This window comes from Nonomuraea sp. NPDC050202 (genome assembly GCF_040656115.1).
GTDB lineage: Bacteria > Actinomycetota > Actinomycetes > Streptosporangiales > Streptosporangiaceae > Nonomuraea.
Genome location: NZ_JBFALF010000040.1, coordinates 20,618 through 42,460, shown reverse-complemented (window position 1 = coordinate 42,460; position 21,843 = coordinate 20,618). Strand labels below are relative to the sequence as shown.

At 70.9% G+C, this 21,843-nt stretch carries 23 protein-coding genes; 9 read left to right on the top strand and 14 right to left on the bottom strand.

Annotated elements, in window-relative coordinates:
• Nucleotides 1–248 precede the first annotated feature (248 nt).
• The 4 genes from AB0I79_RS52790 to AB0I79_RS52775 all read right to left on the bottom strand — a co-directional run bounded on the left by AB0I79_RS52790 (nucleotide 249) and on the right by AB0I79_RS52775 (nucleotide 4,461).
• Nucleotides 249–1,472, bottom strand: coding sequence for an ROK family protein (locus AB0I79_RS52790; RefSeq protein WP_357891449.1), 1,224 nt, complete (start codon nucleotides 1,470–1,472; stop codon nucleotides 249–251).
• Nucleotides 1,460–1,987, bottom strand: coding sequence for a hypothetical protein (locus tag AB0I79_RS52785; RefSeq protein WP_357891314.1), 528 nt, complete (start codon nucleotides 1,985–1,987; stop codon nucleotides 1,460–1,462). Before AB0I79_RS52785 ends, AB0I79_RS52790 begins: the two co-directional genes overlap by 13 nt.
• Before the next feature lie 65 nt (nucleotides 1,988–2,052).
• On the bottom strand, nucleotides 2,053–2,994 hold the full coding sequence (locus AB0I79_RS52780) for an RNA polymerase sigma-70 factor (RefSeq protein ID WP_357891311.1): 942 nt from the start codon (nucleotides 2,992–2,994) through the stop codon (nucleotides 2,053–2,055).
• 183 nt (nucleotides 2,995–3,177) lie between these two features.
• Nucleotides 3,178–4,461, bottom strand: a complete 1,284-nt coding sequence (locus AB0I79_RS52775; RefSeq protein WP_357891309.1) for an FAD-dependent oxidoreductase — start codon at nucleotides 4,459–4,461, stop codon at nucleotides 3,178–3,180.
• A gap of 80 nt (nucleotides 4,462–4,541) precedes the next feature.
• On the opposite strand from AB0I79_RS52775, the gene AB0I79_RS52770 reads away from it, so the two are divergent.
• Entirely contained in the window at nucleotides 4,542–4,670 is a 129-nt protein-coding gene (locus AB0I79_RS52770; RefSeq protein WP_357891307.1) for a hypothetical protein, read from the top strand.
• A 177-nt stretch (nucleotides 4,671–4,847) separates the two neighbouring features.
• Nucleotides 4,848–5,576 carry an SDR family NAD(P)-dependent oxidoreductase gene (locus AB0I79_RS52765; RefSeq protein ID WP_357891305.1) on the top strand — a complete coding sequence of 243 codons (729 nt, stop codon included), beginning with the start codon at nucleotides 4,848–4,850 and terminating at the stop codon, nucleotides 5,574–5,576.
• A gap of 455 nt (nucleotides 5,577–6,031) precedes the next feature.
• Here AB0I79_RS52765 and AB0I79_RS52760 read toward each other — a convergent pair whose 3' ends face one another.
• The 4 genes from AB0I79_RS52760 to AB0I79_RS52745 form a co-directional block, all read right to left on the bottom strand.
• Nucleotides 6,032–6,232 carry a hypothetical protein gene (locus AB0I79_RS52760; protein ID WP_357891303.1) on the bottom strand — a complete coding sequence of 67 codons (201 nt, stop codon included), beginning with the start codon at nucleotides 6,230–6,232 and terminating at the stop codon, nucleotides 6,032–6,034.
• 174 nt (nucleotides 6,233–6,406) lie between these two features.
• Nucleotides 6,407–6,865 carry a hypothetical protein gene (locus AB0I79_RS52755; protein ID WP_357891300.1) on the bottom strand — a complete coding sequence of 153 codons (459 nt, stop codon included), beginning with the start codon at nucleotides 6,863–6,865 and terminating at the stop codon, nucleotides 6,407–6,409.
• A 168-nt stretch (nucleotides 6,866–7,033) separates the two neighbouring features.
• Nucleotides 7,034–7,423 carry a hypothetical protein gene (locus tag AB0I79_RS52750; protein ID WP_357891297.1) on the bottom strand — a complete coding sequence of 130 codons (390 nt, stop codon included), beginning with the start codon at nucleotides 7,421–7,423 and terminating at the stop codon, nucleotides 7,034–7,036.
• Nucleotides 7,424–7,935: 512 nt separating this feature from the next.
• Nucleotides 7,936–8,655, bottom strand: coding sequence for a hypothetical protein (locus AB0I79_RS52745; RefSeq protein WP_357891294.1), 720 nt, complete (start codon nucleotides 8,653–8,655; stop codon nucleotides 7,936–7,938).
• A 142-nt stretch (nucleotides 8,656–8,797) separates the two neighbouring features.
• Here AB0I79_RS52745 and AB0I79_RS52740 point away from each other — a divergent pair, with 142 nt between their 5' ends.
• Together AB0I79_RS52740 and AB0I79_RS52735 are read left to right on the top strand one after the other, a co-directional pair.
• Nucleotides 8,798–8,923 carry a hypothetical protein gene (locus tag AB0I79_RS52740; RefSeq protein WP_357891291.1) on the top strand — a complete coding sequence of 42 codons (126 nt, stop codon included), beginning with the start codon at nucleotides 8,798–8,800 and terminating at the stop codon, nucleotides 8,921–8,923.
• A 137-nt stretch (nucleotides 8,924–9,060) separates the two neighbouring features.
• Entirely contained in the window at nucleotides 9,061–9,468 is a 408-nt protein-coding gene (locus tag AB0I79_RS52735; protein WP_357891288.1) for a hypothetical protein, read from the top strand.
• Between the two features lie 744 nt (nucleotides 9,469–10,212).
• Here AB0I79_RS52735 and AB0I79_RS52730 read toward each other — a convergent pair.
• Nucleotides 10,213–10,809 (bottom strand): TetR/AcrR family transcriptional regulator, encoded by a 597-nt coding sequence (locus AB0I79_RS52730; RefSeq protein WP_357891285.1) that lies wholly within the window; start codon nucleotides 10,807–10,809, stop codon nucleotides 10,213–10,215.
• A 90-nt stretch (nucleotides 10,810–10,899) separates the two neighbouring features.
• On the opposite strand from AB0I79_RS52730, the gene AB0I79_RS52725 reads away from it, so the two are divergent.
• Complete coding sequence (locus AB0I79_RS52725; RefSeq protein ID WP_357891282.1) at nucleotides 10,900–11,613, top strand: SDR family oxidoreductase; 714 nt, start codon at nucleotides 10,900–10,902, stop codon at nucleotides 11,611–11,613.
• Nucleotides 11,614–12,028: 415 nt separating this feature from the next.
• Here the strand turns inward: AB0I79_RS52725 and AB0I79_RS52720 are convergent, their stop codons facing one another.
• Together AB0I79_RS52720 and AB0I79_RS52715 are read right to left on the bottom strand one after the other, a co-directional pair.
• A complete protein-coding gene (locus AB0I79_RS52720; protein ID WP_357891279.1) occupies nucleotides 12,029–12,637 on the bottom strand; it encodes a hypothetical protein in 609 nt (202 codons plus the stop codon).
• Nucleotides 12,638–12,778: 141 nt separating this feature from the next.
• Entirely contained in the window at nucleotides 12,779–14,311 is a 1,533-nt protein-coding gene (locus tag AB0I79_RS52715; RefSeq protein ID WP_357891276.1) for a CHAT domain-containing protein, read from the bottom strand.
• Nucleotides 14,312–14,375: 64 nt separating this feature from the next.
• Between AB0I79_RS52715 and AB0I79_RS52710 the strand changes: the two genes are divergently transcribed.
• Both AB0I79_RS52710 and AB0I79_RS52705 read left to right on the top strand, forming a co-directional pair.
• Nucleotides 14,376–14,618, top strand: coding sequence for a hypothetical protein (locus AB0I79_RS52710; RefSeq protein ID WP_357891273.1), 243 nt, complete (start codon nucleotides 14,376–14,378; stop codon nucleotides 14,616–14,618).
• 15 nt (nucleotides 14,619–14,633) lie between these two features.
• Nucleotides 14,634–15,752, top strand: a complete 1,119-nt coding sequence (locus AB0I79_RS52705) for a hypothetical protein (RefSeq protein ID WP_357891270.1) — start codon at nucleotides 14,634–14,636, stop codon at nucleotides 15,750–15,752.
• Between the two features lie 76 nt (nucleotides 15,753–15,828).
• On the opposite strand, the gene AB0I79_RS52700 is transcribed toward AB0I79_RS52705, so the two are convergent.
• Nucleotides 15,829–16,746, bottom strand: a complete 918-nt coding sequence (locus AB0I79_RS52700) for a hypothetical protein (RefSeq protein WP_357891267.1) — start codon at nucleotides 16,744–16,746, stop codon at nucleotides 15,829–15,831.
• A gap of 99 nt (nucleotides 16,747–16,845) precedes the next feature.
• Here AB0I79_RS52700 and AB0I79_RS52695 point away from each other — a divergent pair, with 99 nt between their 5' ends.
• Nucleotides 16,846–17,229, top strand: coding sequence for a hypothetical protein (locus AB0I79_RS52695; protein ID WP_357891264.1), 384 nt, complete (start codon nucleotides 16,846–16,848; stop codon nucleotides 17,227–17,229).
• A gap of 673 nt (nucleotides 17,230–17,902) precedes the next feature.
• Nucleotides 17,903–19,225, top strand: a complete 1,323-nt coding sequence (locus AB0I79_RS52690; protein ID WP_357891261.1) for a tetratricopeptide repeat protein — start codon at nucleotides 17,903–17,905, stop codon at nucleotides 19,223–19,225.
• Nucleotides 19,226–19,348: 123 nt separating this feature from the next.
• On the opposite strand, the gene AB0I79_RS52685 is transcribed toward AB0I79_RS52690, so the two are convergent.
• Complete coding sequence (locus tag AB0I79_RS52685; protein ID WP_357891258.1) at nucleotides 19,349–20,836, bottom strand: carboxylesterase family protein; 1,488 nt, start codon at nucleotides 20,834–20,836, stop codon at nucleotides 19,349–19,351.
• Nucleotides 20,833–21,765 carry an MBL fold metallo-hydrolase gene (locus AB0I79_RS52680; protein WP_357891255.1) on the bottom strand — a complete coding sequence of 311 codons (933 nt, stop codon included), beginning with the start codon at nucleotides 21,763–21,765 and terminating at the stop codon, nucleotides 20,833–20,835. Before AB0I79_RS52680 ends, AB0I79_RS52685 begins: the two co-directional genes overlap by 4 nt.
• Nucleotides 21,766–21,843 lie beyond the last annotated feature (78 nt).

Here is a 21,843-nt window from a genome sequence, read left to right as displayed (position 1 = left end):
CAACAAGCGCTTGGTGAATTCCGCTCAGCGGGACCGCGGCCGTGCCGGGACAGCCCAGAAGCGGCTCACGTCGGCGGCCTGTGCGCGCCCACGAAGATCACGATCCCGGCCGCCCCGGGGCCTGGATCGTCCGACTCCTCGACTCCTGCGTTGCCGTGCCTGTGGTCCGCACGATGAGAGCACGCCGGCGGAAAGCGGCGGCATGGATGCCGGCACCCAGGTGCGGGGGTGCGCGAAGGCGACCGGGATCAGCGTAGGGCGGCCAACGTGCTGAGGGGGTTGTCCAGGAGTTTGGCGAAGGCGAGTTCGGCAGCCCCGGCGAGCGTGGTGTCGTCACCGAGGGCCGTCACGGCCAGGCGGACACGTTCGCGCGACACCGGCAGGACATGCGCGTCGATCCGGGCGTGAACGCGCGGCGCGGCGCCCGGGTAGACATCGCGGAGCATCCCGCCGAAGACCACGAGCGCCGGGTTGAACAGGTTGATGAGGTTGACGACGCCGACGCCGAGCCAGTCGCCGACGCGGTCGAGGGCGTCCCGCGCTCGGGCGTCGCCGGTCCCGGCGAGGGCGACGACGGCTCGGATGCCGTCGCGTCCGACGAGTTCGTCGGACCGTCCCGCGTAGTCGAGCAGCGCCTCCTCCCCCACCTCGGCCTCCAGGCAGCCGCGCGACCCGCACAGGCAGGGCCGCCCGTCGAACGGGTTGACCAGCATGTGCCCGAGTTCGCAGCCGTAGCCTGCGTCGCCGTCCAGGAGTTTGCCGCCGACGATGATCCCGCCGCCGACCCCGACGTCCCCGTGCAGGTAGATGAGGTTGTCGACGTCGGATCCCGCGCCGCGCACGTGCTCGGCGATCGCACCCAGGTGCGCCTCGTTGCCCACCTCGACGGGAAGGCCGAGGCCGAGCCCGGCGCCGAGTTCCGCGCCGAACGCCTGGTCCACCCAGCCGAGGTGCGGCCCGTACCGGACCGTGCCGTCGACGCGCCTGATCAACCCGCAGTAGGACGCGCCGACGCCCACGCACAACGCGCCCGGACCGGCGCCGACGACCAGCTCGCGGCCGAAGGCGGCGAGGACGCCGACGACGTCCTCCAGGTCGACCCCGGCGCGGGCGCGCACGGCCTCGCGACGGTCGAGGACCTGGCCGCCGAGCCCGACACGGGCCGCGAGCAGCCGATCCACGGCGACGTCGAAGGCGAGCCCGTACACCGTCCCCCGCTCGGGCATGACGACGATGGACGGCCGCCCGGCGCGGCCCCGCCCGACGGGGGCGCCCTCGCGGACGAGCCCGGCCGCGGCGAGTTCGGCGGTCAGGTCCATGATGGTGCTGCGGTTGAGGCCCATCCGGCGGCTGAGCGCGGCCCGTGACACCGCCCCGTCCTTGTGGACGCACCGCAGCACCTCACTCAGGTTCCGCTGCCGCATCTGCTCCTGCGTCCGCGCGCCCGCCGCCGATCCCGTCACCCGCGCCAGCCTAGGACCTGTCTTCGAATGATCACAGCCCGCGCAGGAGGCAGGCCATGGTGACGACGGCAACGCAGGAAGCGGCGGTCTTGCCGTAACGGGTGACCAGGCCGCGAAGTGCCTGATCGAGCGGCCGGTGACCGTTCGAGCGCAACAGGGTGGTCCTGGCCCAGTGCCAGGGTGCTGAGGCCGAACATCAAGACGCCCAGGGGGACATGGAGCGAGGCCATGCCCGCGATGCCCAGCGCGACCTGTACCGAGGCCAGGGCGAGGAAGACGGTGGCGTACAGGATGGGGCGGGGTGTGCCGCCGCCCGGGCGCCAGGCCAGGATCGCGGCGAGCACGTACAGCAGCGACGCGCCCCACATCACGCGCGAGCCGACATCGTGCAGCAGCGCGCCGTGAGAGGAGGACAGCAGCATTCCTGCGGTGACCGCCTGGAAGAAGATGCTCAAGGTCTGCACGGCGACCGCAGTCTTCAGGAACGTGAGGCCGCCGCGCGCTGCGGTCGCCTGCCCGGCCATGGCGTGTGATCCTCTTCTTCCGGCGTGGGGCGGTGGGTGAGTGGTGTTTCGGTGGGCGGGCTTGTTCATTGCAGGGTGAGCACGGTCTCGGAGGCGAGGCGGGTCAGCTTGTGCGGGTTGCGGACGTAGTAGAGGCCGGTGATGCGGGCGCCCTCGACACGGATCGCCAGGACACCGTCGAACTCGCCGTCCAGACGCAGGACGAGCGCCGGGCCGCCGTTGACCACGGTGGAGTCGCCGGTGAGGGTGATGCCGGCCTTGCCGAGGCCGCTGACGATCATGTGAGCCACCTTGCCGGCGCCGCTGATCGGCCGCGGCGAGGCCTTCTTGACGCCACCGCCGTCGCTGACCAGGACGACCTCAGGGGCGAGAACGTCAAGCAGGCCCTGCAGGTCTCTGGTTTCCAGCGCGCGCTGGAACGACTCCAGTACCGCCTGGGCCTGGCTCGGGGAGACCGCCTCGCGGGGACGGCGGGCCTCGACGTGCCGGCGGGCGCGGTGCGCGATCTGGCGGACGGCCGCGGGGCTCTTGTCGACGGCGGCGGCGATCTCCTCATAGCTGACGTCGAAGACCTCGCGCAGCACGAAGACGGCGCGTTCGGTCGGCGAGAGGCTCTCCAGGACGAACATGAGCGCCATCGACAGGCTCTCGGCGAGCTCGACGTCCTCGGCCACGTCCGGCGTGGTGAGCAGCGGCTCGGGCAGCCAGGGGCCGACGTAGGCCTCCTTGCGGCGTTTCATGCTGCGCAGCCGGTTGAGCGACTGCCGGGTGGTGATCCGGACCAGATAGGCACGCTGGTCGGACACCTGACCGACGTCGACCTTGACCCAGCGCAGCCAGCTTTCCTGCAGGACGTCCTCGGCGTCGGCCGCCGAGCCGAGCATCTCGTAGGCGACGGTGAACAGCAGGTTGCGGTGGGCGACGAACGCCTCGGTGGCGGCGTCCATCCGGCCGCCGTCAGCGAGCGGCTGCGCTGCGCCCGTCGTTGGCTCGCTGCGCTCGTTCATTGCCGGCTCCTACCTGTATTCGCTTCTCACCTTGCTCTGCGCACAAGACACCGGCCCTCATGGCCGTGTGACACCCCGGATCGGTGGCGTACGTCACATGACCGCGCCGTCACGGGGGTCGGATAGCCGGTGTCTCCATGGACGTCAGAACGCCACGCGAACGATACACGCGGCACCACGGCTTCAGGAGTGATCAGCTTGGCCCCGTTGCGTGGTGACCGCCGCGCAACCGCCACCGCGGGGAGAACGGTAGGACACCATGAGCAAGGTCTGGTTCGTCACCGGTTCGTCGCGGGGCCCCGGCGTGGCGGCCAGGCGGCGCTTGCGCGCGGGCAGGGCGAAGGTGGGGGGCGAGATGCCCCACAGCGAGATCTTGAGGATGCCCGTCTTGATCCGCGCGGCCTTCCGGCCGCCCACATACATCGGCTTTGCCTGCGCTTCTTCGTCGACCGGCTGCAAGATCCCGTCCCGGCGCCCGAGGCTGATGTGGTTGCCCGGGTAGACCAGCTTGGTGTTCGCGATCTCGCGGCCGGTCAGGCGGCCCACGATCGCGTCCGTGGCCTGCCGGCCGGTGTAGCCCGCCGAAGCGCAGGACATCGGCAGCGGCCGGCCGTTGTCGCCGATGGCGTAGGCGCTGTCGCCGGCGGCGTAGACGTTCGGGTGAGAGAGCGACCGCATCGTGCGGTCGACGACGATCCGGCCGTTCTCGGTGACCTCCAGCCCGGCGGCGGCGATGGGGTTGACCGCGAATCCGGCCGTCCACACGGTGGCGTCGCAGGCCAGGGCGGTGCCGTCGGCGCACAGCGCCCGCGTCGCTTCGACGGCTTCGACGCTGGTGCGCTCCAGGACGGTGATGCCCAGCCGGTCGCAAGCCCGGCGCAGGTGGCCGCGGGCTCCGGCGGAGAGCCGGGCGCCCAGTTCGCCGCGGGCGACCAGCGTCACCGACAGGCCGGGCCGGGCTTCGGCGATCTCGGTGGCGGTCTCGATGCCGGTCAATCCGTCGCCGACGACCAGCACGTTCCCGCCCTCACCCCGCCTGTCCAGGGCGTCCAGGCGCTCGCGCAGGCGCAGCGCCGCGGGCCGGCCGGTGACGTGGAAGGCGTGTTCGGCCATGCCGGGGACGCCGCCGTCGGCGACGTGGCTGCCGAGCGCGTACACGAGCGTGTCGTAGCCAAGCTCTCCGCCACCGTCGGCGTCGGCCACGGCGACGACCTGACGCTCGGGGTCGACGGCGGTGACCCGGGCCAGGCGCAGCCGTATCCCCGTTCCGGCGAAGACGTCGGCGAGCTTCTGTGCCTTGATCTCGTGGCCGGCCGCGAGTTGGTGCAGCCGCAGCCGCTCGACGAAGTCCGGCTCAGCGTTGACCACGGTGATCTCGGCGTCCGCCGGGGACAGCCGGCGGGCCAGGTTCCCTGCCACGTAGGCCCCGGCATAACCGGCGCCGAGGACGACGATGCGGTGCTTCATGTGTCGCTCCTGTCGGTTCATGTGCTCCCGGTGGGTTGAGCGGAACAGCGTCCCGATTGCTGACAGAAACCGCATGTGACATGGCCCACAGCGACGTACGCGGCAAGGACCGCACCAGCCGCACCTCCTTCCTCGCCTGCGACGCCTGCCGAGCCGTGACCGAGCAGGTCCAGGCCCGGCTCACCGCCTGGCCGGCGCGCGCTGGATGACTGTATGTGGCAGCTCACCTACAAGTGGGCCGCCGCTGGACGCCTTCAGCCCGCGGACGCCGATTCCGCCGGTTTGTGACAACCACAGCCGGTGGCCTACATCACACCTCGGCAGAGTCACAGAAATCAGGTCGGCAGTGTCACATGGCCGCAGGTACACCGACGTCAGGAGAGAACATGACCTCCGTATTGATCACTGGAGCGAACAAAGGCCTGGGCTACGAGACGGCGCGCAGGCTCGGGGAGCTGGGCTGGAGGGTCTTCCTCGGCTCACGCGACGAGGGCCGGGGAAGGGCCGCCGCGCAGAAGCTGGCCGCCGACGGCGCACACGTCATCATGGTTCCCTTGGACGTGACCTCGGAGGAGTCGGTGGCCGGGGCTGAGCGGCTGGTCCGGGAGCACACTGACCGGCTGGACGTGCTGATCAACAACGCCGGCACGCCGGGCGGCGGCGTCAACCCGGCGAACGCGACGGCCAAGGACATCCACGCCGTCTACGACACCAATGTGTACGGGCCGGTCCGGGTCACGCACGCGTTCCTGCCGCTGTTGCAGGCGGCCGATAACCCGCGGGTGGTGATGGTCACCGGCGCCGGAGGGTCCATCGCGGTCGTGACTGACCCCGGGCAAGCCGTCTCGACGATGTACGAACTCGCCTACACCTCGTCGAAGGCAGCACTGAACATGATCACCGTCCGATACGCCCAGGCGCTGCCGGCCATCAAGTTCAACGCCGTGACCCCTGGCGAGGTCGCCAAAGGCAGGTTCACCGCCACCGACATGAACATCCACACGGGCGAGCTGACGGTCACCGAGGGCAGCGATCCGATCATCGAGCTCGCGACGCTCGCCTCCGACGGGCCGACCGGGATCTTCATCGATCGCCTCGGCCCCATCGCCTGGTAAGGCATCCCAGAAGGGTGCGCGAAGGGGCGAGCTCGGGGAGATCATGGCCGGCTCGCCCCTGCGGCGCCTGTCCCGCGCTCTCCGTCCGGTTGATCGCTGGCGGCGCGGCGTTCTCCGGGTTGACTGCTGACGTCCCCATGGTCGCGTTCACGGTGGCTTCGCTGCGATAGCGAGCTGTCGCCCCCGGCCTGCCCGACCGCGGCGGCGTCGGCTCGCCCACCAGCCACCGCCCGCTCGGGCCGGTACGGGCTGATACCCCGGTCCCTCGCCACCTGCACGACTGGCTTGCCGGTCTCCTTCACGATACGTACGGCGCCCGCCCGGAACTCCGGATCAGGCGCCGCCGCGTGACTACTGTCCCGACCGAACCTCTCCCGGTTCGGTCTCCACGTTAGGAGGGAGAGCGCGCCTGCAGCTTCGCGGACAACGAATGGCCGCCCGAATTCCTCAGGCCGTCACAAGAGCCCGCGGGGATCGCCGGGATGTACCGTGGCGGCGGTCAGGTCCCGGACCTGTAGCTCCGGAAGCACCACGTTGGCGACGACGGCGCGGCTGAGCAGCGGTTCCGTGGAGCGCAGGAGGCGGCGCGCGGTCTCGTTGGCGAGTGTCTGGAACTCCAGGGCGGGCGAGGAAAGCACCTGCCGTCGGGCGAGCACGTCGGTGACGGTCGTCCTGCGGCCCGGATGGTTCGCGCCGTAGGTGAGGCGGCCAACCGCAGGAGCTTCGCCGCGGCGGCTGCACGCAGGTACGCGCGGCCCGATGGCTCCGAAAGCTCTCGGCATTTCTCGCCGAAACTCACACTGTTGGCGACCCGACTGCCACGCCTCAGATCAGGGGTAGAGCGTGTAGGTCTTGGTGTTGTTGCACACTATCGTGCTCGGGAGGCAGCGCTTGGCCCTGATCGTGATCCGGTCGAGGTTGGTGCGGGTCGTGGACCATTTGAAGCTCTTGTGGCCCTTCTTCCGGCCGGCCTCCTTGTACTCACCGTAAATCTCGTTGCCGTTGCTCTTCTTGAAGGAGACCTCGACCACGGTCGTCCAGGCGTCGTTCTTGGTGTCCGTCACGCTGCCGCGCGCCTCGCCGTAGCCGTTGCTGCAGAGCTTCAGGACGTAGCTGACGAAGCCGTCCTTCGTGTTCAGCTTGCTCCACTTGTCCTTGCAGCCGGCCGAAGAGACGCTCGAGGAGGCGGTGGTGGAGGCCGTGGCGGTCGTGGCCGGCGTCAGCACGGCGAAGGCCGCAGCGACCCCGACAACGGTGGCGAGCTTCTTCGAAGGGGAGAGCTTGCGCATGAGATTCGATCCTTGTCAGTCAACGAGAATTTCGCGGTGCTCCGCCTGTGATCAGAGCACCGCGAAGGATGCTAAACACCGGCGGTATAGCAGTGGTATGTCCAAGGATCCATGGAAAGGTGGACGACCGGCGGTGTCCGGCGGGCGAAAGGCCGGGAAGGGAACGTCCTAGCCGAGGAAGACCACCTGGAAGCTGGTGTTGGACAGCGCCGCGAAGTCGCAGGGCTGGGTGCCGAACACGTACTGGCAGGGCCCGTGACCCCAGGATGTGATATCTCCGTCGGGGATCAATCGCACGGTTGATCCGACGGGCACCATGTGCAGGCAGTTCGAGACGGAGCAGGTGCCGGCCGGTGATCCGTTGACGTGGACGCTCACAGAGCCGTAGGCGCCAAACAGTTGCAGGTTCACGGCGACGTCCGCGAAGGCGCGGGCCGCGTCAGCGGGCAGAACGACCGCGGCAATCAGCGCGGACGCGATGAACGATGCCGCTCGCCGCCGTATCCGCCGCATTCGCCGCACGTCGAGCCGGCCGTGAGCGGAAATCGATGCTGTCATTGGCGTGGACCCTCCGTGAGGTTCGACTGACTTGTCCGTGATCAGGGTGAGGGTGGTCGGCTCCGGATACCGGCCGCCGATACGCCGACCGTGAGGCGTCATGCCCCCGGTGCACAACGGCCGCCGAATCATCCGTACAAGCCCGTACAGAGCGGCTGTAACCAGTTGTGATCAGCCGGTGACGTACAGGTGGCGCCGGCCGATGGCGCGTAACCGCACCACTGCAGAGGAGGTCGTGTGTCCGAGACAAGGCCGGCGCGTTCGGCGCGCACGGCATCCTCGGCGACTGGTTCGCGGGCCGCGGGCTGCCGTCCACTTCGTCGGGTGACCTGCCGGTACGGGTGCTGGAAGTGTGCGGGGTGGCTGGCCCAGGGACCGGCTGATCGCCTCTCCGCACGCACCCGCCGCCCAGCTGTATCGCCGCCTGAGCCGGCGGGAGGCCGGTCCGCTCCCAGGTGAGTCACCGCCCGCGCTGCGGTGCTGGCCGAAGCGCAGGCGATGGGACGCGAAGGTCAGCGAAGCTTGGTGGTCACGGTGGCGGGCGCCGGCGCCTTGACCGACACCTTGCCGCCCCACCCCGTATAACGGCTGTCCACGGTGCTGGTGTAGGTCGTCCCGTCCTCTGCCAGCGCGTAGGTGGATCTCACCCGGCTGACCAGGCCCGCCGAGGACAGGGTGAGCGTGTAGGAGATCTTCACGCCGTCGTGCTCCTTGCCGATCCTGGCGGCAGACACCCAGGCCGAGACAGCCTTGAGCTCCTTGACGGTGATCGAGCCGGAGACGGTGTCGCCCCTGGTCGTGCCGTTCTTGAGCAACCGGGCCAGGGTCTTCGCCTCAGCCGGGTTGATGAACTGCGACCACGAGTCGGGCATGCCGCGGTTCTTTTCCTTGTACCAGGTCTTGCCCTCGGGCAGCAGGCCGGCGATGAAACCGCCGGAGTAGTAGCCGGTCTTGCCGATGCCGATGACACGTTGTTGTTCGTCGCCGTCCTTCATGGTGATGTCGAAGGCGGCGACGTCCTTCTTGCCGAACTGGAAGACGCCCTTGAGGTCGCGGGCGCCCCGCTCGTCAGTCCCGTCCGTCCAGGTGACACTGCCGGTGAATCGCACGCCGTGCCCGGGCACGATCGTCGCGTTCAGGGCCTTGACCGGGTCCTTGGGTGCCGCGTGTGCGGGCGCCGCGGCCACGGTCAGCGCGGCGAGGGCCGCCGTTGCGAGGAGTGCTTGCTTCATGGCAGGTGATCATGCCGGACAGCGGTGACGACCTGGAGCCCTAGATCGTCGCGACCGCGCATCGTTATCCGGATGATGCAGCCCCGGCCACTCGACGAAAGGGGTGTGACCGGCACTGCGAGAGGAACGTGGATCAGCACCCATGGTGGACGTCCTGCTCGCACCCCTGGCCCCCGAGGTGTACGGCTACCAGCACACCGCGCTCGGCCGCACCCCGGAGCAGACCGCTCAGGCGCCGGACAGGCTTACGACAATTCCGGATCGGTGACACGCGTTCTCACGGGCTCAGAGTCGGTGCACCGGCGGCCCGGCGCTCGGCGCTCGCGGAACATCGCCGAGGGACTGCTGACGTGCTCCGCTATCCTTGATCGCCAACAGTGAAACGATCAAGGAGGAATGCCTCCATTGGGCATCATCAAGCGTAGTGCGACCTTCGCGCTCGGCACGGCGGCCACGCTGGCCGCGGCGGCCACTCTGAGTGCTCCCGCCATGGCGGCGTCCTCGCCCATCGAGGCCTGCGGCGGCGGCAGCTATCACGTCATCGACAGCCACGCCTACGGCTCCAGCGCCGTCACGTACCTGCTCTACAACGGCAAGACCAACTGCGTGGTGACCTGGAAGACCGGCGCAGCGGGCAACACCGCGTGGGTGCGGGCGGTGGTGCAGGTGTACGGCTCGCCGGGCAAGGTGGACGCGGACAACTACCGTTACTACGCCGGCCCGGTGAAGGTCGACGCACCGGGCAAGTGCATCATGTGGGGCGGCTCCTACGGCAGCCAGTGGTACGAGAGCCCATGGGAGCACTGCGGCTGACGCGCCGCCGCTCACCAGTTCCTCGGTTCACCGGTGAGAAACGTGTCAGTGCTTACAGCTGGCCACGCCCGGCGAACGCTTCCGCGCGACCGGATCGCCACCACGCCCACGCCGGTCGCTCTGTGGAGTCCGATCCCCTTGCCGAGGTAGGGCCGGGCGGTCCAGCCCGCGGCCATTTCACCATCATCGGCCCCTCCCCGCTGCCCAGGACCGCTCCTGGGCAGCGGGGAGTTCGAGATCGTCGTAGCCGCCTGTGACGCCACCACCATCGCCTCCACCGGCCAAGTCATGGTCGGGCCGTCCGGGTGGGCCTGGGCCGTCACCGTCTGGGCCGGCCAGCGCAGCATCCATCTGTCGGTCGACGGCCGGCACCTGAAGACGCCGCCCTCCCGCCTATCGGCCGATCACCTGCACCAACTGTCCATGCGCGGTGCCCGACCCGCCGGTCCGCCGCCGGCGCCGCCCAAAGGCCACCAAAGATGGCGGCTTCCCCCGCCCGGGGCTTCCGATGCCGGTCGTCTCCCCTGCCTGCGCGGCACGGACCGGCTCCGGATCCGTAGCCGGAAGCACGCTCCTGCGTGAGAGTGTGGATGCCGCCGGGCGGCCAGGGCCCGCACCGCGATCGACGTCGGCGCGACCGCCGGCGCGGCGGCGACGGCGAGTCGCCACTGCCCGCACGACGAGCGCCCGGTCGACGGCGAGATCGTCGAAGGCGGGCCGCGATGTCACGCCACGTCGGCGGGTTCAGTCCTCGGGACGGGCGCGCAGGCCAGCGGCGTCGAGCAGGGCGGCGGCCGTGGCTACGGCGAGGCCGTCGAGGCCCCGCGCCTGCACGACCGCCTGCGCGCTCGACCCGTCGAAGGCGATGGTGAGCTGCCGGGCCAGCAGCGCCGGGTCCGCGGCTCCGGCGCGCTCGGCCTCCCGGCGGAAGAACGCGGTCAGCGCGTCCTTGTTCCGCCGGGCGACCAGGCTGGCCGGATGTTCGGGCGACTTGACCTCGACCGCTGCCGCCACGAACGGGCAGCCGCGGAAGTCCGGCTCCGCGGCCGACTTCTCCAGTCTCTCGAAGACGTGCAGAATGCGCGCGCGGGGCGGCCGGTCGTCGTCGGCGGGGGGAAGCAGGAGGGCCTGGTAGGCGGGCGCCATGCGGTCCAGGCTCGCCGCCACCACCTCGTCCTTGCTGCCGAACAGCTGGTACATCGAGCGCTTCGACACCCCGGCCCTGCGGCACAGCGCGTCGATGCCCACGCCGACGCCCTCGCGGTAGAAGAGCTCCGCCGCGGCGTCGAGCAGGCGATCACGGGTCGAAACGGGAGCGGCGGCCGGCGTGGGGTGCGTCATGCGTCCAGATTACCGCTCGACTTGCGCGAGGGAAACCGATCGGTTTACGGTGACTGGAAACCGATCGGTTTCCAAGAAGGAGATGGCCTCATGACCAGCATCAAAGGCTCCATAGCCGTCGTCACCGGCGGCAGCCGCGGCATCGGCAAGGCACTGGTGGACGCCCTCTACCAGCGCGGCGCCGCCAAGGTCTACGCGACCGCCCGCGACCCGCGCACCGTCACACACCCGGACGCGGTCCCGCTGGCGCTGGAGGTCACCGATCCCGGCTCCGTGGCCGCGGCCGCCGACCAGGCCCAGGACGCGACCATCCTGATCAACAACGCCGGAGTCCTGTTGTCCGCGTCGTTCCTCGACTCCCCCGTCGACGACGTCCGCCGCGAGTTCGAGGTCAACTTCTTCGGGCCGCTGCTCACCACCCGCGCCTTCGTGCCCATCATCGAGCGCAACGGCGGCGGGCACATCCTCACCATGCACTCGGTGCTCTCCTGGGTCACGCTTCCGAGCGCGGAGGCCTACAGCGCCTCCAAGTCCGCGGTGTGGTCGCAGAGCAACGCGCTGCGCCTGGCGCTGCGACCGCGGGGGATCAACGTCACCGGACTGCACGTCGGCTACGTCGACACCGACATGGCCGCCGACGTCGAGGCGCCCAAGACCTCCCCCGGCAGTGTCGCGCAGCAGGCCTTGGACGGCATCGAGGCCGACGCCCCCGAAGTCCTGGCCGATGATCTGTCACGCCAGGTCAAGGCCGGTCTCGCCGCCGACCTCACCGCTCTGTACCCGCAGCTTGCGCCAACGGGCTGAGACGTTCCGGACGGTAAGTGGCTTTCGTACCTCTCGTCCGGCCGAGGTCCCCCTATGATGCCGGGCTTGATCAGGCAGCGCCTTCGCCGAGCCGCATGGTCCTGCTGCTGGCCGGCGGCCGGGTGGTGAGCCACGACCAGTTGCTCGACGCCGTCCGGGGCGAGGACCCGCCGCGTTCCGCCATCAGCTGCTGCGCCGCCACCTGGCCGGATCCACCGTGCTGCTCTGCTACGCGACGGGGCCCGACTTCGTCGCGGCGTTCTTCGGCTGCGCGTACGCCGGGGTCATCGCGGTGCCCGTCCGGCCGCCGCTGTCCGGGGCCATGAGCCAGCGCTTCGCCGCCGTGCGCGAGGACTGCTCGGCCCGGCATCGCGCCGGTCGAGCTCAATCTCTGGCAGCGTCGTACTGCGCCCGGCTAGGAGCTGATGGGGGGATCTGTTGTCGCCGCTTCCAGTCTCGCGCCGGATCTCTTCTCCTCCCTTCGGAAGACCAGGGCCAGCGCGAGGAGAAACACGGAACCCGCGATGGGCACCCATGACAAGCTGAGCGACGGAAGAAAGTTCGCCGCCAGCCCCGCCCGATCGAGCACGGTCGCTGCGGCACGGCTGGACAGCATGGGGCCAACCAAACCCGAGACCAGCACAAGAACGGCGAGCCAGGCGATCCGGCCGGCATTGCCCCTCCTGAAAGGCTGCCCATGCACAAGAGAACTCAGCAGAAGAGCAGCCACGCCCGCGCAGAGACCGCCCAGCAAGACGTCTGCACGGGAGAGCACTTGCTCGGCAACGGTGGAATCCCATACGGTCAGCGGCAGCTCCCCCTCGCCGAGCACGACGCCAGCGGGAAGTTTCACACCGCTCACCCGCAGCTGATCGGCGGCTTCCAGCGTCGGTACGACGCGTATGGAGATGTATCCGTGAGCCTGAGTAGCACCGTTGATCGCATACGCGATGCCCCAGATCGCCGCGGCGGCTCCAACGAACCTGATCGCGTAGCGGGTCAGATTGACGAACATGCGCTCCATGGGTGCCCCACCAGACGCGTCGATTGCTGTGATTATCCGTCGCGAAAATCACCACGGATATACAACTAACGTTGCGACCGCCTTTACATTGTATATCTTTGGAGAAGCTAAGCGCTTCCCTGTGAGGCATCGCCCAGGCGGTCAGGCGCCGTAGTAGACGAATCCGGCCCAGTGGTAGGGGTGGGCGTGCTGGCGGGCTCGGCCCCAGAGCGTGCGCGCGGCGGCTGGGAGAGCGTCGAAGACGTCGCCGAGCAGGCCGGGGAACGCGGCCAGCTTCTCGGCGTTGGTGCTGTCGCGCAGCCAGCGTTGCGCCTGGCGCAGCGCCCGCGCGGGTGACGGCTCGCGGCCGGGCCACAGGCTGTAGAAGCGCGCCATGAGCAGGGCCGTGGACAGGTCGGGCACCGCCCACAGCGAGCCGATCGCGCCGCTCAGGCCCGTGCTGAGGAGCACGCCGGGCAGGGTGAGCGCCTCGTCGCCGCTCTGCGGATGGGCGAGCGCGGTCTCGCATGCCGACAGCACGGCCAGGCGGCCCCGGAGCGCTCCCCCGGTCAGCAGCCGCGGCAGGGTGAGCCACTGGTCCCCGGCCAGGAGCAGGCCGCTGTCCAGGGGCTCGGTGGGATGGGTCAGGCCGTGGCAGGCCAGGTGCAGCACGTCGTGGCGACCGGCCTCGGCCAGGACGTTCCCGACCGTGGCGGCCTCGTCGACGAGGGCGCGGTGGCGCGGGAACGCGGCCTGGACGTAGGGGATCTCCCGGCTCGCGTACGGCAGCGGCGCCAGCGTCGAGGGCGGCGGGCCGACCGTCAGCACGGTCGCGACCGGCCGGGGTTCGCGGTGCAGGAGGCGGATGTTGGCGCCGTAGGTGAGCAGGACGTCGTCGCAGGCGTAGTGCCGGGCGCCGGTGCCGTGCCAGGCAGCGTGCAGCGGCAGCAGGCCGAGCAGTTGCGTGGGGACCAGGATCAGATGCTCCTCGCCGGGGAGGGCGGCCAGGACGGGGCCGATCATCGATTCCCACGACCACTGGGTGATCTCGTCCACGGCAGCCTGCCAGGCGGCCCCGGACGTCCGGTCGCCGTAGACGTCGAGGTAAGCGCTGACCCGGGCATGCACGACGGTTTCGTCCAGCGCGGGCAGCCAGATCACCGCCGGCGCCCGTCCGGCTCCGGCGGCCAGGGCCATGCCGCCCCAGACCGTGGCCACCAGGAACACCACGGGGGCGGGCAACGCCTCCAGCCGCAGATCGGCGACGTCGGGCGGGCTGAGCAGCCGCTCGTACCCCGGCAGCCGCCGGATCTCGGCCACGACCTCGTCGAAGTCGGCGCGGGCACGGCGGGCCTCGGCCTCGGTGATGGAGGGGGCGCCCTCGGGCCTGGGGAGTTCGAGCAGCCGCAGCCGCGCGGCCGCCTCGGAGAACCGCCGGCGGAGGCGGCCCTTGCCGATCCGGTCCAGTCCACCCAGATCGGCCGCGTCCCGGCCCGTCGACTCCGACAGCAGCCGGGTGCGGTTCTGCTCCAGCACGACCACGGCGTCGGTCAGGCGGCCGGCCCTGGCAAGGGCGTAGGCGGCGCGGGAGAACTGCGACCCGTGCAGGGCCAGGCTGTGCAGGCGCGAGCCAGGTGACAGCTGCGTGGCAGCCAGGCGGCGGGCCGCGATCAGGCCGTGCTCGTACGCCTCCACCGCCTCTGCCCAAGCCCCCCCTCCCTGCCGCCCACACGCCCCAGCCCTCGGCCGCTTCGCGCGCGTGCCCCGGAGCCGCCTCCAGGCCCGCCACGCATGCCTGCCGGAAGTAGCTGGTCGCCTGCCGGAGGTCCTCTCCGGAGGTCTCTGCGCCCAGGTCGTGCCGGACGGCGCGGGCGCGGGCGCAGGCGGTGAGCCGAGCGGCGCGGTCGACCGGGACGGCGTCGTCGCCGAGCAGCGTCAGGGCGCGTTCGGCGGCCTCGACCGCGCGGTCGACGTCCCCGGGTTCGCCGCCGCCCGCGCGTGACCGGTCCAGGTAGGCGTGGGCCAGGCCGCGCAGGCGTTCGCCCGGGTGGACGGCCGACTCCAGCGCGAGCAGAAAGGTCGCCACCGACCTGTCGAGGTCGGCCAGATCGCCTTCCGTGTTGCCCCGGGTCCGCAGGGACTCGGCGAGGAACCCGAGGAAGGACTCCCTGGACGGGTGACCCGGCGGGAGCAGCCGGGCGGCCTCCTCCATGAGGGTGACCGACGTGTCCAGGTCCGTCCTGTCGCCGGTGACGTGGTAGCGCGCCTCGACGGCCAGCGCGTAGTTGCGCAGGTACCAGGCGTAGCTGCGGGCGGTCGCGGGCGTCTGGTCGCGGGCGCGCTGGAAGTGCTCGATCGCGCTGAGCAGGTCGTCGTACGAGCCGCCCATCTGGTAGCGGGTGAAGCGCATGCCGCCCGCGAGGTTGGCCGAGGCCAGGTGATTTCCGGTGAGGACGTCGGTGCCGCGGGCCGCCTCCTCCAGCAGGTCGATGGCGAGATCCACGTCGCCCGGCGAGCCGGTGACGTCGAAGCGCCGTTGCAGGCTCTGGGCGAGCTTCAGCCGGAAGGCCAGGGCGTCGGGGGCTCGCGCGACGGCCTCCCGCTGGACCTCGATCGCCCGGTCGATGTCCGCCCGGGCCCCGGTCACGTCGTAGCGCTGGGCGAGGGTGTTGCCAAGGATGTTCAGCAGGGTCGGGCGCTGGTGATGACGGGGATGAACGCCAGGCAGCGCCTCCTCCAGCACCTGCACGGCCCGATCGAGGTCGGCGGACTCGCCCGTGTCCGCGGCCCGTTTGCGCAGGCCGCTGGCCAGGTGCAGCCGGGCGGTCAGCGCCTCGGGCGACCAGGGGTCGGCCAGGCGGACCGCAGCGCTCGCGGCGGCGATCTGCCGGCCCACGTCGGCCGCCTCCTGGTCGGGTGTGCGTCCCGACAGGCCCGGGTCGAGCTCGGCCCGCCAGTGTACGGCGTAGGCGAGCTCGACGAGCAGAGCGGGGAGCCCGGGGTCGTCGCCGGGGGCGAGGAGGACCGCCTCGCACAGGGCTTCGACGGCCTCCTCCAGGCGGGCGAGGTCTCCGGTGGCGCTGTAGCCGTCGTAGGCGTGTCCCCCGGCCGCGCGCCGCTCCCGCCAGCGCGGTGAGGGGGCGGGGAGATCGGCGTCGGGGACGTCCTCGCCGAGCAGCGTCGCGAGCCGGGCGTCGGCCAGCCGTTCCCGTTCACTCCGGCTCATCGGCGAACCTCGGCTCGGCCGCGTCGCTACCCCGCCACAGGTAGGACGTCAGGCTCTCCCCCAGTGCCCGTTCCTGGTCCGGAGCGGCGGGCAGAGGCCAGCGCAGGGCCGCGTACAGGGCGCCGCGGTGCACGTCGAAGGCCGACTCCACCAGCTCACCGTAGTCGGCCGCCCGGTCGAGCAGCCACAGCCGGTAGGTGAGGAAGGCCGCGCCCGGGCCCACGAGCGCCCACCACGTCCACGGCGTCCACGCGAGCAGCAGCGCCGACCAGATCATGGCCGCCACCGCGTTGTCCATGGCGGTCCTGGCCGCGCCGAGCTCCTTTCGGGACTCTTCCGGCAGCACCAACCACAGGCGGGGCCAGCAGACGACGGCGTCCAGGCCGTACTTGTCGGCGGGCCTGGACTCTGCGGCGCGCAGGATGTTGCCCAGCCGGGTCGGCATCAGTCGCTGCGGCGCCTCGGTGTCGGGCTCGTCGGGGAAGCGGCGCAGGTGCAGCTCAAGGCGGGAGCGCGCCTCCAGCAGCTCCAACCGGTCGAACGGCTTGAGCTCCCGGCTCTCCAGGCGGGTGTTGACGCGCTGGTAGTCCTTCTCCAGCGCGTCATGCCGCTTTCCCGCGCGTACGAGCAGCCGCCCGCGGGCACTGACCGGCCACCCGTACCCCTCCAGCAGCCGCGTGAGCGGGAAGACCAGCCGCCGCACGAGCAGGGCGGAGGCGCTGACCAACAGCAGCGCCCCTGCCAGGACGAGCACCTGGACGGCCGGCGGCCGGGCGGCGAGGGACCCCGCGTCCAGGCCGGTGACGGCGAGCCCGATCCCCCAGAACACCATGCTGGGGGCGAGGGCGGCCACCCAGCGTTCGGCCAGCTTGGTGCCGACACCCTGCCAGAAGGAGGTCAGCACAGGTCAGGCCGGAGAGGGCGCGAGCACCAGAGCGGTGCGGTGGGTGGGGCATTCGGGCACGAGGGCGGCCACGGTCCTGCGGTAGAAGACGAAGTCGCCATGCGCGCACGCGTAACGTTCGGGGCCGGGCGGGCGTGGCACCCCGGGCAGGGGCGCGACGCGTTCGGTCTCGGCCACGTCGCCCGGGGCGCCGTAGGTGAAGTACTCCGCGACCCAGACGTGGACGCGCTCTTCCCGTTCGAAGATCGCGGCCAGCCGGTCCGGGACGTCCTCATCCCCGGGCCGCTCCAGCAGCTCGGCGAGTTCGCGGTCAAGGGGCGCGGCCCTGTCGGGCCCGACCAGTTCGGGCAGGTAGGCCCTGAGGGCCCGGGCGGCGTCGAGGATGATGGCGACCTCCTCAATGTCGGGGACACCCCGATCGTCTCGCGGCCGAACCGGGCGGACAACCCGCCCCCGCGCCGCTTGGCGGCCTCAGCCCGATGACGATCTCCATGGCCCTCGGGTCGGCGCCCGTTCCAGCGCGGCCATGACGACACTCCCGGGCGGATGTCATGGAAGGGCGGCGGAGCACACTTCTTGAACTTGTTCTCGATCTTGGTTCGGAAGATCCCCGCGGGATCAAGCCGTGCGTCTCCTGCTGATGGAGACACGGCCAGATGAACGCGCCCGTGGAGGCGGGCAGACGCTGCAACGTCCGGCTGCCCTTGCGGATCACATCGATCGTCTGAGCCTCTGCGGCGGCCGACGAGGCCGAGACGGCTTGCGGACGATCTTCAACCACATCCAGCAGAGCGAACAGCCTCAGCTCATCACGAACCACGATGGGTTGCCGAATGTGCGCGCGTTGTCTGCCGCATGTCTCGGTTTGTCGACGGCTGCCACCGTCGGTGGCGGCCGTGACACGACCATGACACGGCGCGGACGAGGCGGGGACACGGCTGGCCGACAGTGGACTGGGTCGGCCGGCGGGCGAGCCGTGGAGCGCGCTGCGAAGCGCAGCCAACCGCCCCCACCGGAACGACGCTGTACGGCCCGGATGGCCCCGGCACCTCCGGCGTCGCCCTCGTCGAGCAGGGCGGGACGAACCGGCCGGATGTGCCGTGCCCGTCCGCCGGACAGAACGTCACGGCGAAGGTGATCACGAAAAGGAGAAGGCGTGGCTGATGACAGGCAATGGCACCGGCGTACGCTGCTGCGGGGCGCCGCCGTGCTGGCCGGTGCCGCCGCGACCGCGCCGCTGCTGGGCGGGGAGGCCACCGCGCTGGCCGGCAGCAGTGACGCGGACGCGCTGTTCAAGGCCGGCAAGTTCGACCAGGCCGGCCACGCGTACGAGGCAATCCTCAGGAAGGACCCCGAGAATCTGCACGCGGCCCGCCGGCGCGGCTATGTCGGGCTGTTGTCCAACCGGTTCCCCGACGCCGAGAAATACCTCAAGCTGGCCGTCGAGCTGGCGCCCGGCGACAAGGAAGCCCATTCGTTGCTGGGCGACTGCTACATCCGGCAGGACAAGTTCGCCCTGTCCGTACCCCACTGGGAAGCGGCCGGCGAAGAAAGCTACGCCAAGTGGTTCGCGGCGGTCCGCGGCGAGGCGTATCAGGTCCACGGCGAGACCGCGCGGGTGCCGTTCCAGCAGATGGACCCGATGCCGCTGGTGGAGGCCTCGGTCAACGGCGGAGCGGCGAAGCGGTTCCTGTTCTACACCGGCGCCCCGAATCTGAGCATGCGCGCGTCGGTGGCCAAGGAAGCCGGCGTGCGCCCCGTCTTCAGCCAGGAGACCGATTTCGGGATGGGCCCCGTACGGGCGCACTGGGGGATCCTGGACTCCTTCACGCTGGGCGGCATGGAACTGCGTAACATCCCCGTGAGCTGGGCGGAAACGATGTCGGGCGAAGACGTCGGCACCGACAACGACGGCCTGATCGGCACGTGGGTCTTCTACCACCTGCTGCCCACTTTCGACTACGCGGGCCGGCAGCTGATCCTGCGCCGCCGCACCGCCGAAGCGGCCAGGAAGGCACGCGCCGCCGCGGCGCGGGCGGGCGCCGAGCCCCTGCCGGTGTGGCTGGCCCGTGAGCAGTATCTGCACAGCACGGGCAGCTTCGCCGGCGCCGCCGGCTCCGGCACAGGAGTGGTGGGCGTGAACTTCGGCGGAGTCGGCGAGATCGCCACGGGCGTGCGGGGGAAAACGGCCGAGCAGTTGGGGATCCGCACCGACTACGACCGCCAGATCGGGACTTTTGCCCAAAGCCACCCGGCCGTCGTCTACCCCTGCTACCCGAAGGACATCCGCATCGGCGACGCCGTCGCCAAGGAGGTCTACTGCTACACGAACCCGAACCAGCTGGTCAACGTGCCCTGGCCCTATGGGACGGGGTTCGACTCGATGGGCTGGTTCGCCCACTGCTTCTGGAAGCCGTACAACATCACCGTCGACTTCACCGGCATGAACCTCTACATCGCCCGCGGCAAGGCCGCCTGATCGCCGCGACCGCACGGACGTCATGGGAGCCACGTGGAAGCCGAGGGCCCTGGGACGAGCCGGCCATGCCCCGTCCTTGTCCCTGCCTTGTCCCGGAAACGCACGCCGGAGAGGGGAGAACGGTCAGGGCCACGCGTGGAGTTCCTCGCCGTACGGGTCGTCCACCACGCTCCACTCGCCGTCGATGCGCATGGTGGCCCGGCGACCGGTGCCGTAGCGGTCCCAGCCGGGGTTGCCGGTCGCGGCGAAGGCCACCCAGGCCGCGTGCATCCGGGCGGCCAGGTCCGACGGCGGCTCGTCCGGCCCGAGCAGGGCTTGGGGTCCGCGCAGCCGGGGCAGGCCGGTGACGTCGAAGACGAACGGCAGCTCCACGGCGTGCGCGGCGCCCAGCTCGCCGCCCAGCGCGTTGGAGCGCCACGCGAACGAGTAGCGGTAGGTGGCGGCGCCCCGTCCCGCGTGCGCGTCGGCCAGGCGCCGGCTTCCCACGCCGAACAGCGCGTCGCCCAGGATGGCCGAGCGCAGTTCGCCCCACGACGCCTGCGGCCTGGCCTTGCGGTAGGTCTCGACGAGGCGGGAGGGCTGCGGGTGCGAGCGGGCCGCGGCGGCGTCCACGTCCGCCGCCGTCGAGGTGGACAGATTCCCGAACGGCGCCAGGTAGAGGTTGCCCTCCTCCGTGTTGGTGCCCACCAGCAGGTCCACGCCCACGCCGCGGCCCGCGGCGACGGCGTCGGCCGGCTGCCGGTCGAGCACGACGCTGAGCGGGCTGAGCCCGACGAGCGGGTCCGTGTGGGTCTCGGTTCTCAGGTCGATGCCCGACAGCTCGGGCATGACCTCGACCAGCCGCTCGTCGGGGACGCAGGAGAAGGCGTCGGCGTGCGGCTCGACCCCCGTAGCGCGGGCCGCGGCGCGGGTCACGCGGGCGGCCTGTTCGGGGGTGAAGGCGCCCAGGCCGCTGCCGCTCTGCACGATCGCGCGCCGGAGCAGTCCCTCGGCCTCGGGCGCGGCCAGCACGGCGCCGACGATGGTGGCGCCCGCGGACTGGCCGAACAGCGTGACGCTGGCGGGGTCGCCGCCGAACGCGGCGATGTTCTTCCGTACCCACCGCAGGGCGGCGATCACGTCGAGCAGGCCCCGGTTGGCAGGCGCTCCGGGCAGGTCGAGGAAGCCCGTGACGCCCAGCCGGTAGTTGAGCGTCACGAGCACGACCCCGTCGCGGGCGAAGGCGGTCCCGTCGTAGACCTCCGACCGCGTGGATCCCGCCACGAACCCGCCGCCGTGCACGAACACCATCACGGGCAGCCGATCCCCGGGGGCGCCCGATGTCCACACGTTGACGGTCAGGAAGTCCTCTCCGGGGATCCAGCCCGGCCCGAAGTACGGGGTCATGTCGACGCTGCCGAGCCGGCGTTCGGCCTGCGGCGCGGTCGGCCCTGGCTCGGTGGCGTCCCGCACGCCGTGCCAGGGGGCGTGCGGGCGTGGGGCGGCGAATCGGGCCGCGCCCGTCGGCGGAGCGGCGTACGGGATGTTCAGGAACACGGTCGTCCCGTCGCGCCGCAGGCCGCGCACAGCGCCTTGCGCGGTGACGACGGTGTCTGCCGCATGGTGGTTCATCGGGCGTCCTTCGAGGTCTCGGCGTACGAGGCGAACGGAGCCCAGCCCTTGATGGCGAACCCGCTCCCTTCGCGGACGACTTCGGCGGCTCCCTGCCCGCCCAGGTGCGCGGGGACGACCAGGGCGCCCCGGTCGGCGGCCCAGCCGAGCACCTTGCGGCGGGTGGCGCGCGCTTCGGCCGGGTCCTCGCAGAAGCAACTGTTGGCGTCCGGCTCCACGAACTGCACGGGGCTGTGCAGCATGTCGCCGACGAACACCGCACGGTCCGTACCCGATTCGAGCGTGACCACCGAGGACCCTGGCGTGTGCCCCGGCGCGAGGGTCAGGCGCAGGTTGGAGTCGATCGTGTACGACTCCTCCCACAGCGTCGTCAGCCCCGCCTCGTGGACGGGGGCCACGCTGTCCTCGAACACGTTCTGATTGCCCCGCCCGAGCAGCGGCTTGTGCTCGTTCGCCGGGTTCCAGAAGTCGAAGTCGGGCCTGGAGATGAGGTACGTGGCGTTGGGGAAGGTCGGCACCCAGGTACGGCCGTCCAGGTAGGTGTTCCAGCCGACGTGGTCCACGTGGAGGTGGGTGTTCACCACGATGTCCACGTCCTCGGGCCGTACGCCGGCGCCGGCCAGGTTGTCCAGGAAGTCGGTGTCGAGGCGGGTCCAGACCGGTGAGTAGGGCCGCTCCTTGTGGTTGCCGACCCCGGTGTCGATGAGGATGTTCCTGCCCTCGCTGCGGAGCAGCCAGGTCTGGATCGCGGAGTTGACGATCCGGGTCTCGGGGTCCACGAAGTGCGGCTCCAGCCAGAACGCGTGCTCCTGCCACGTACGCGGCGAGCTTTCCGGGAAGAACGTCTCGGGCGTCATCTCGACGGGCCCGTAGTATTCCCGGACCCGGGTGATCGTGACATCGCCCAGAGTGATCTGATCGGCATGCATGAGTGTTCCTTGAAACAGACGAGTGGTGATGAGTGCAGGGAGATCCGCCGCCCGTCCATCGTGCGCCGCCGCCCGTGG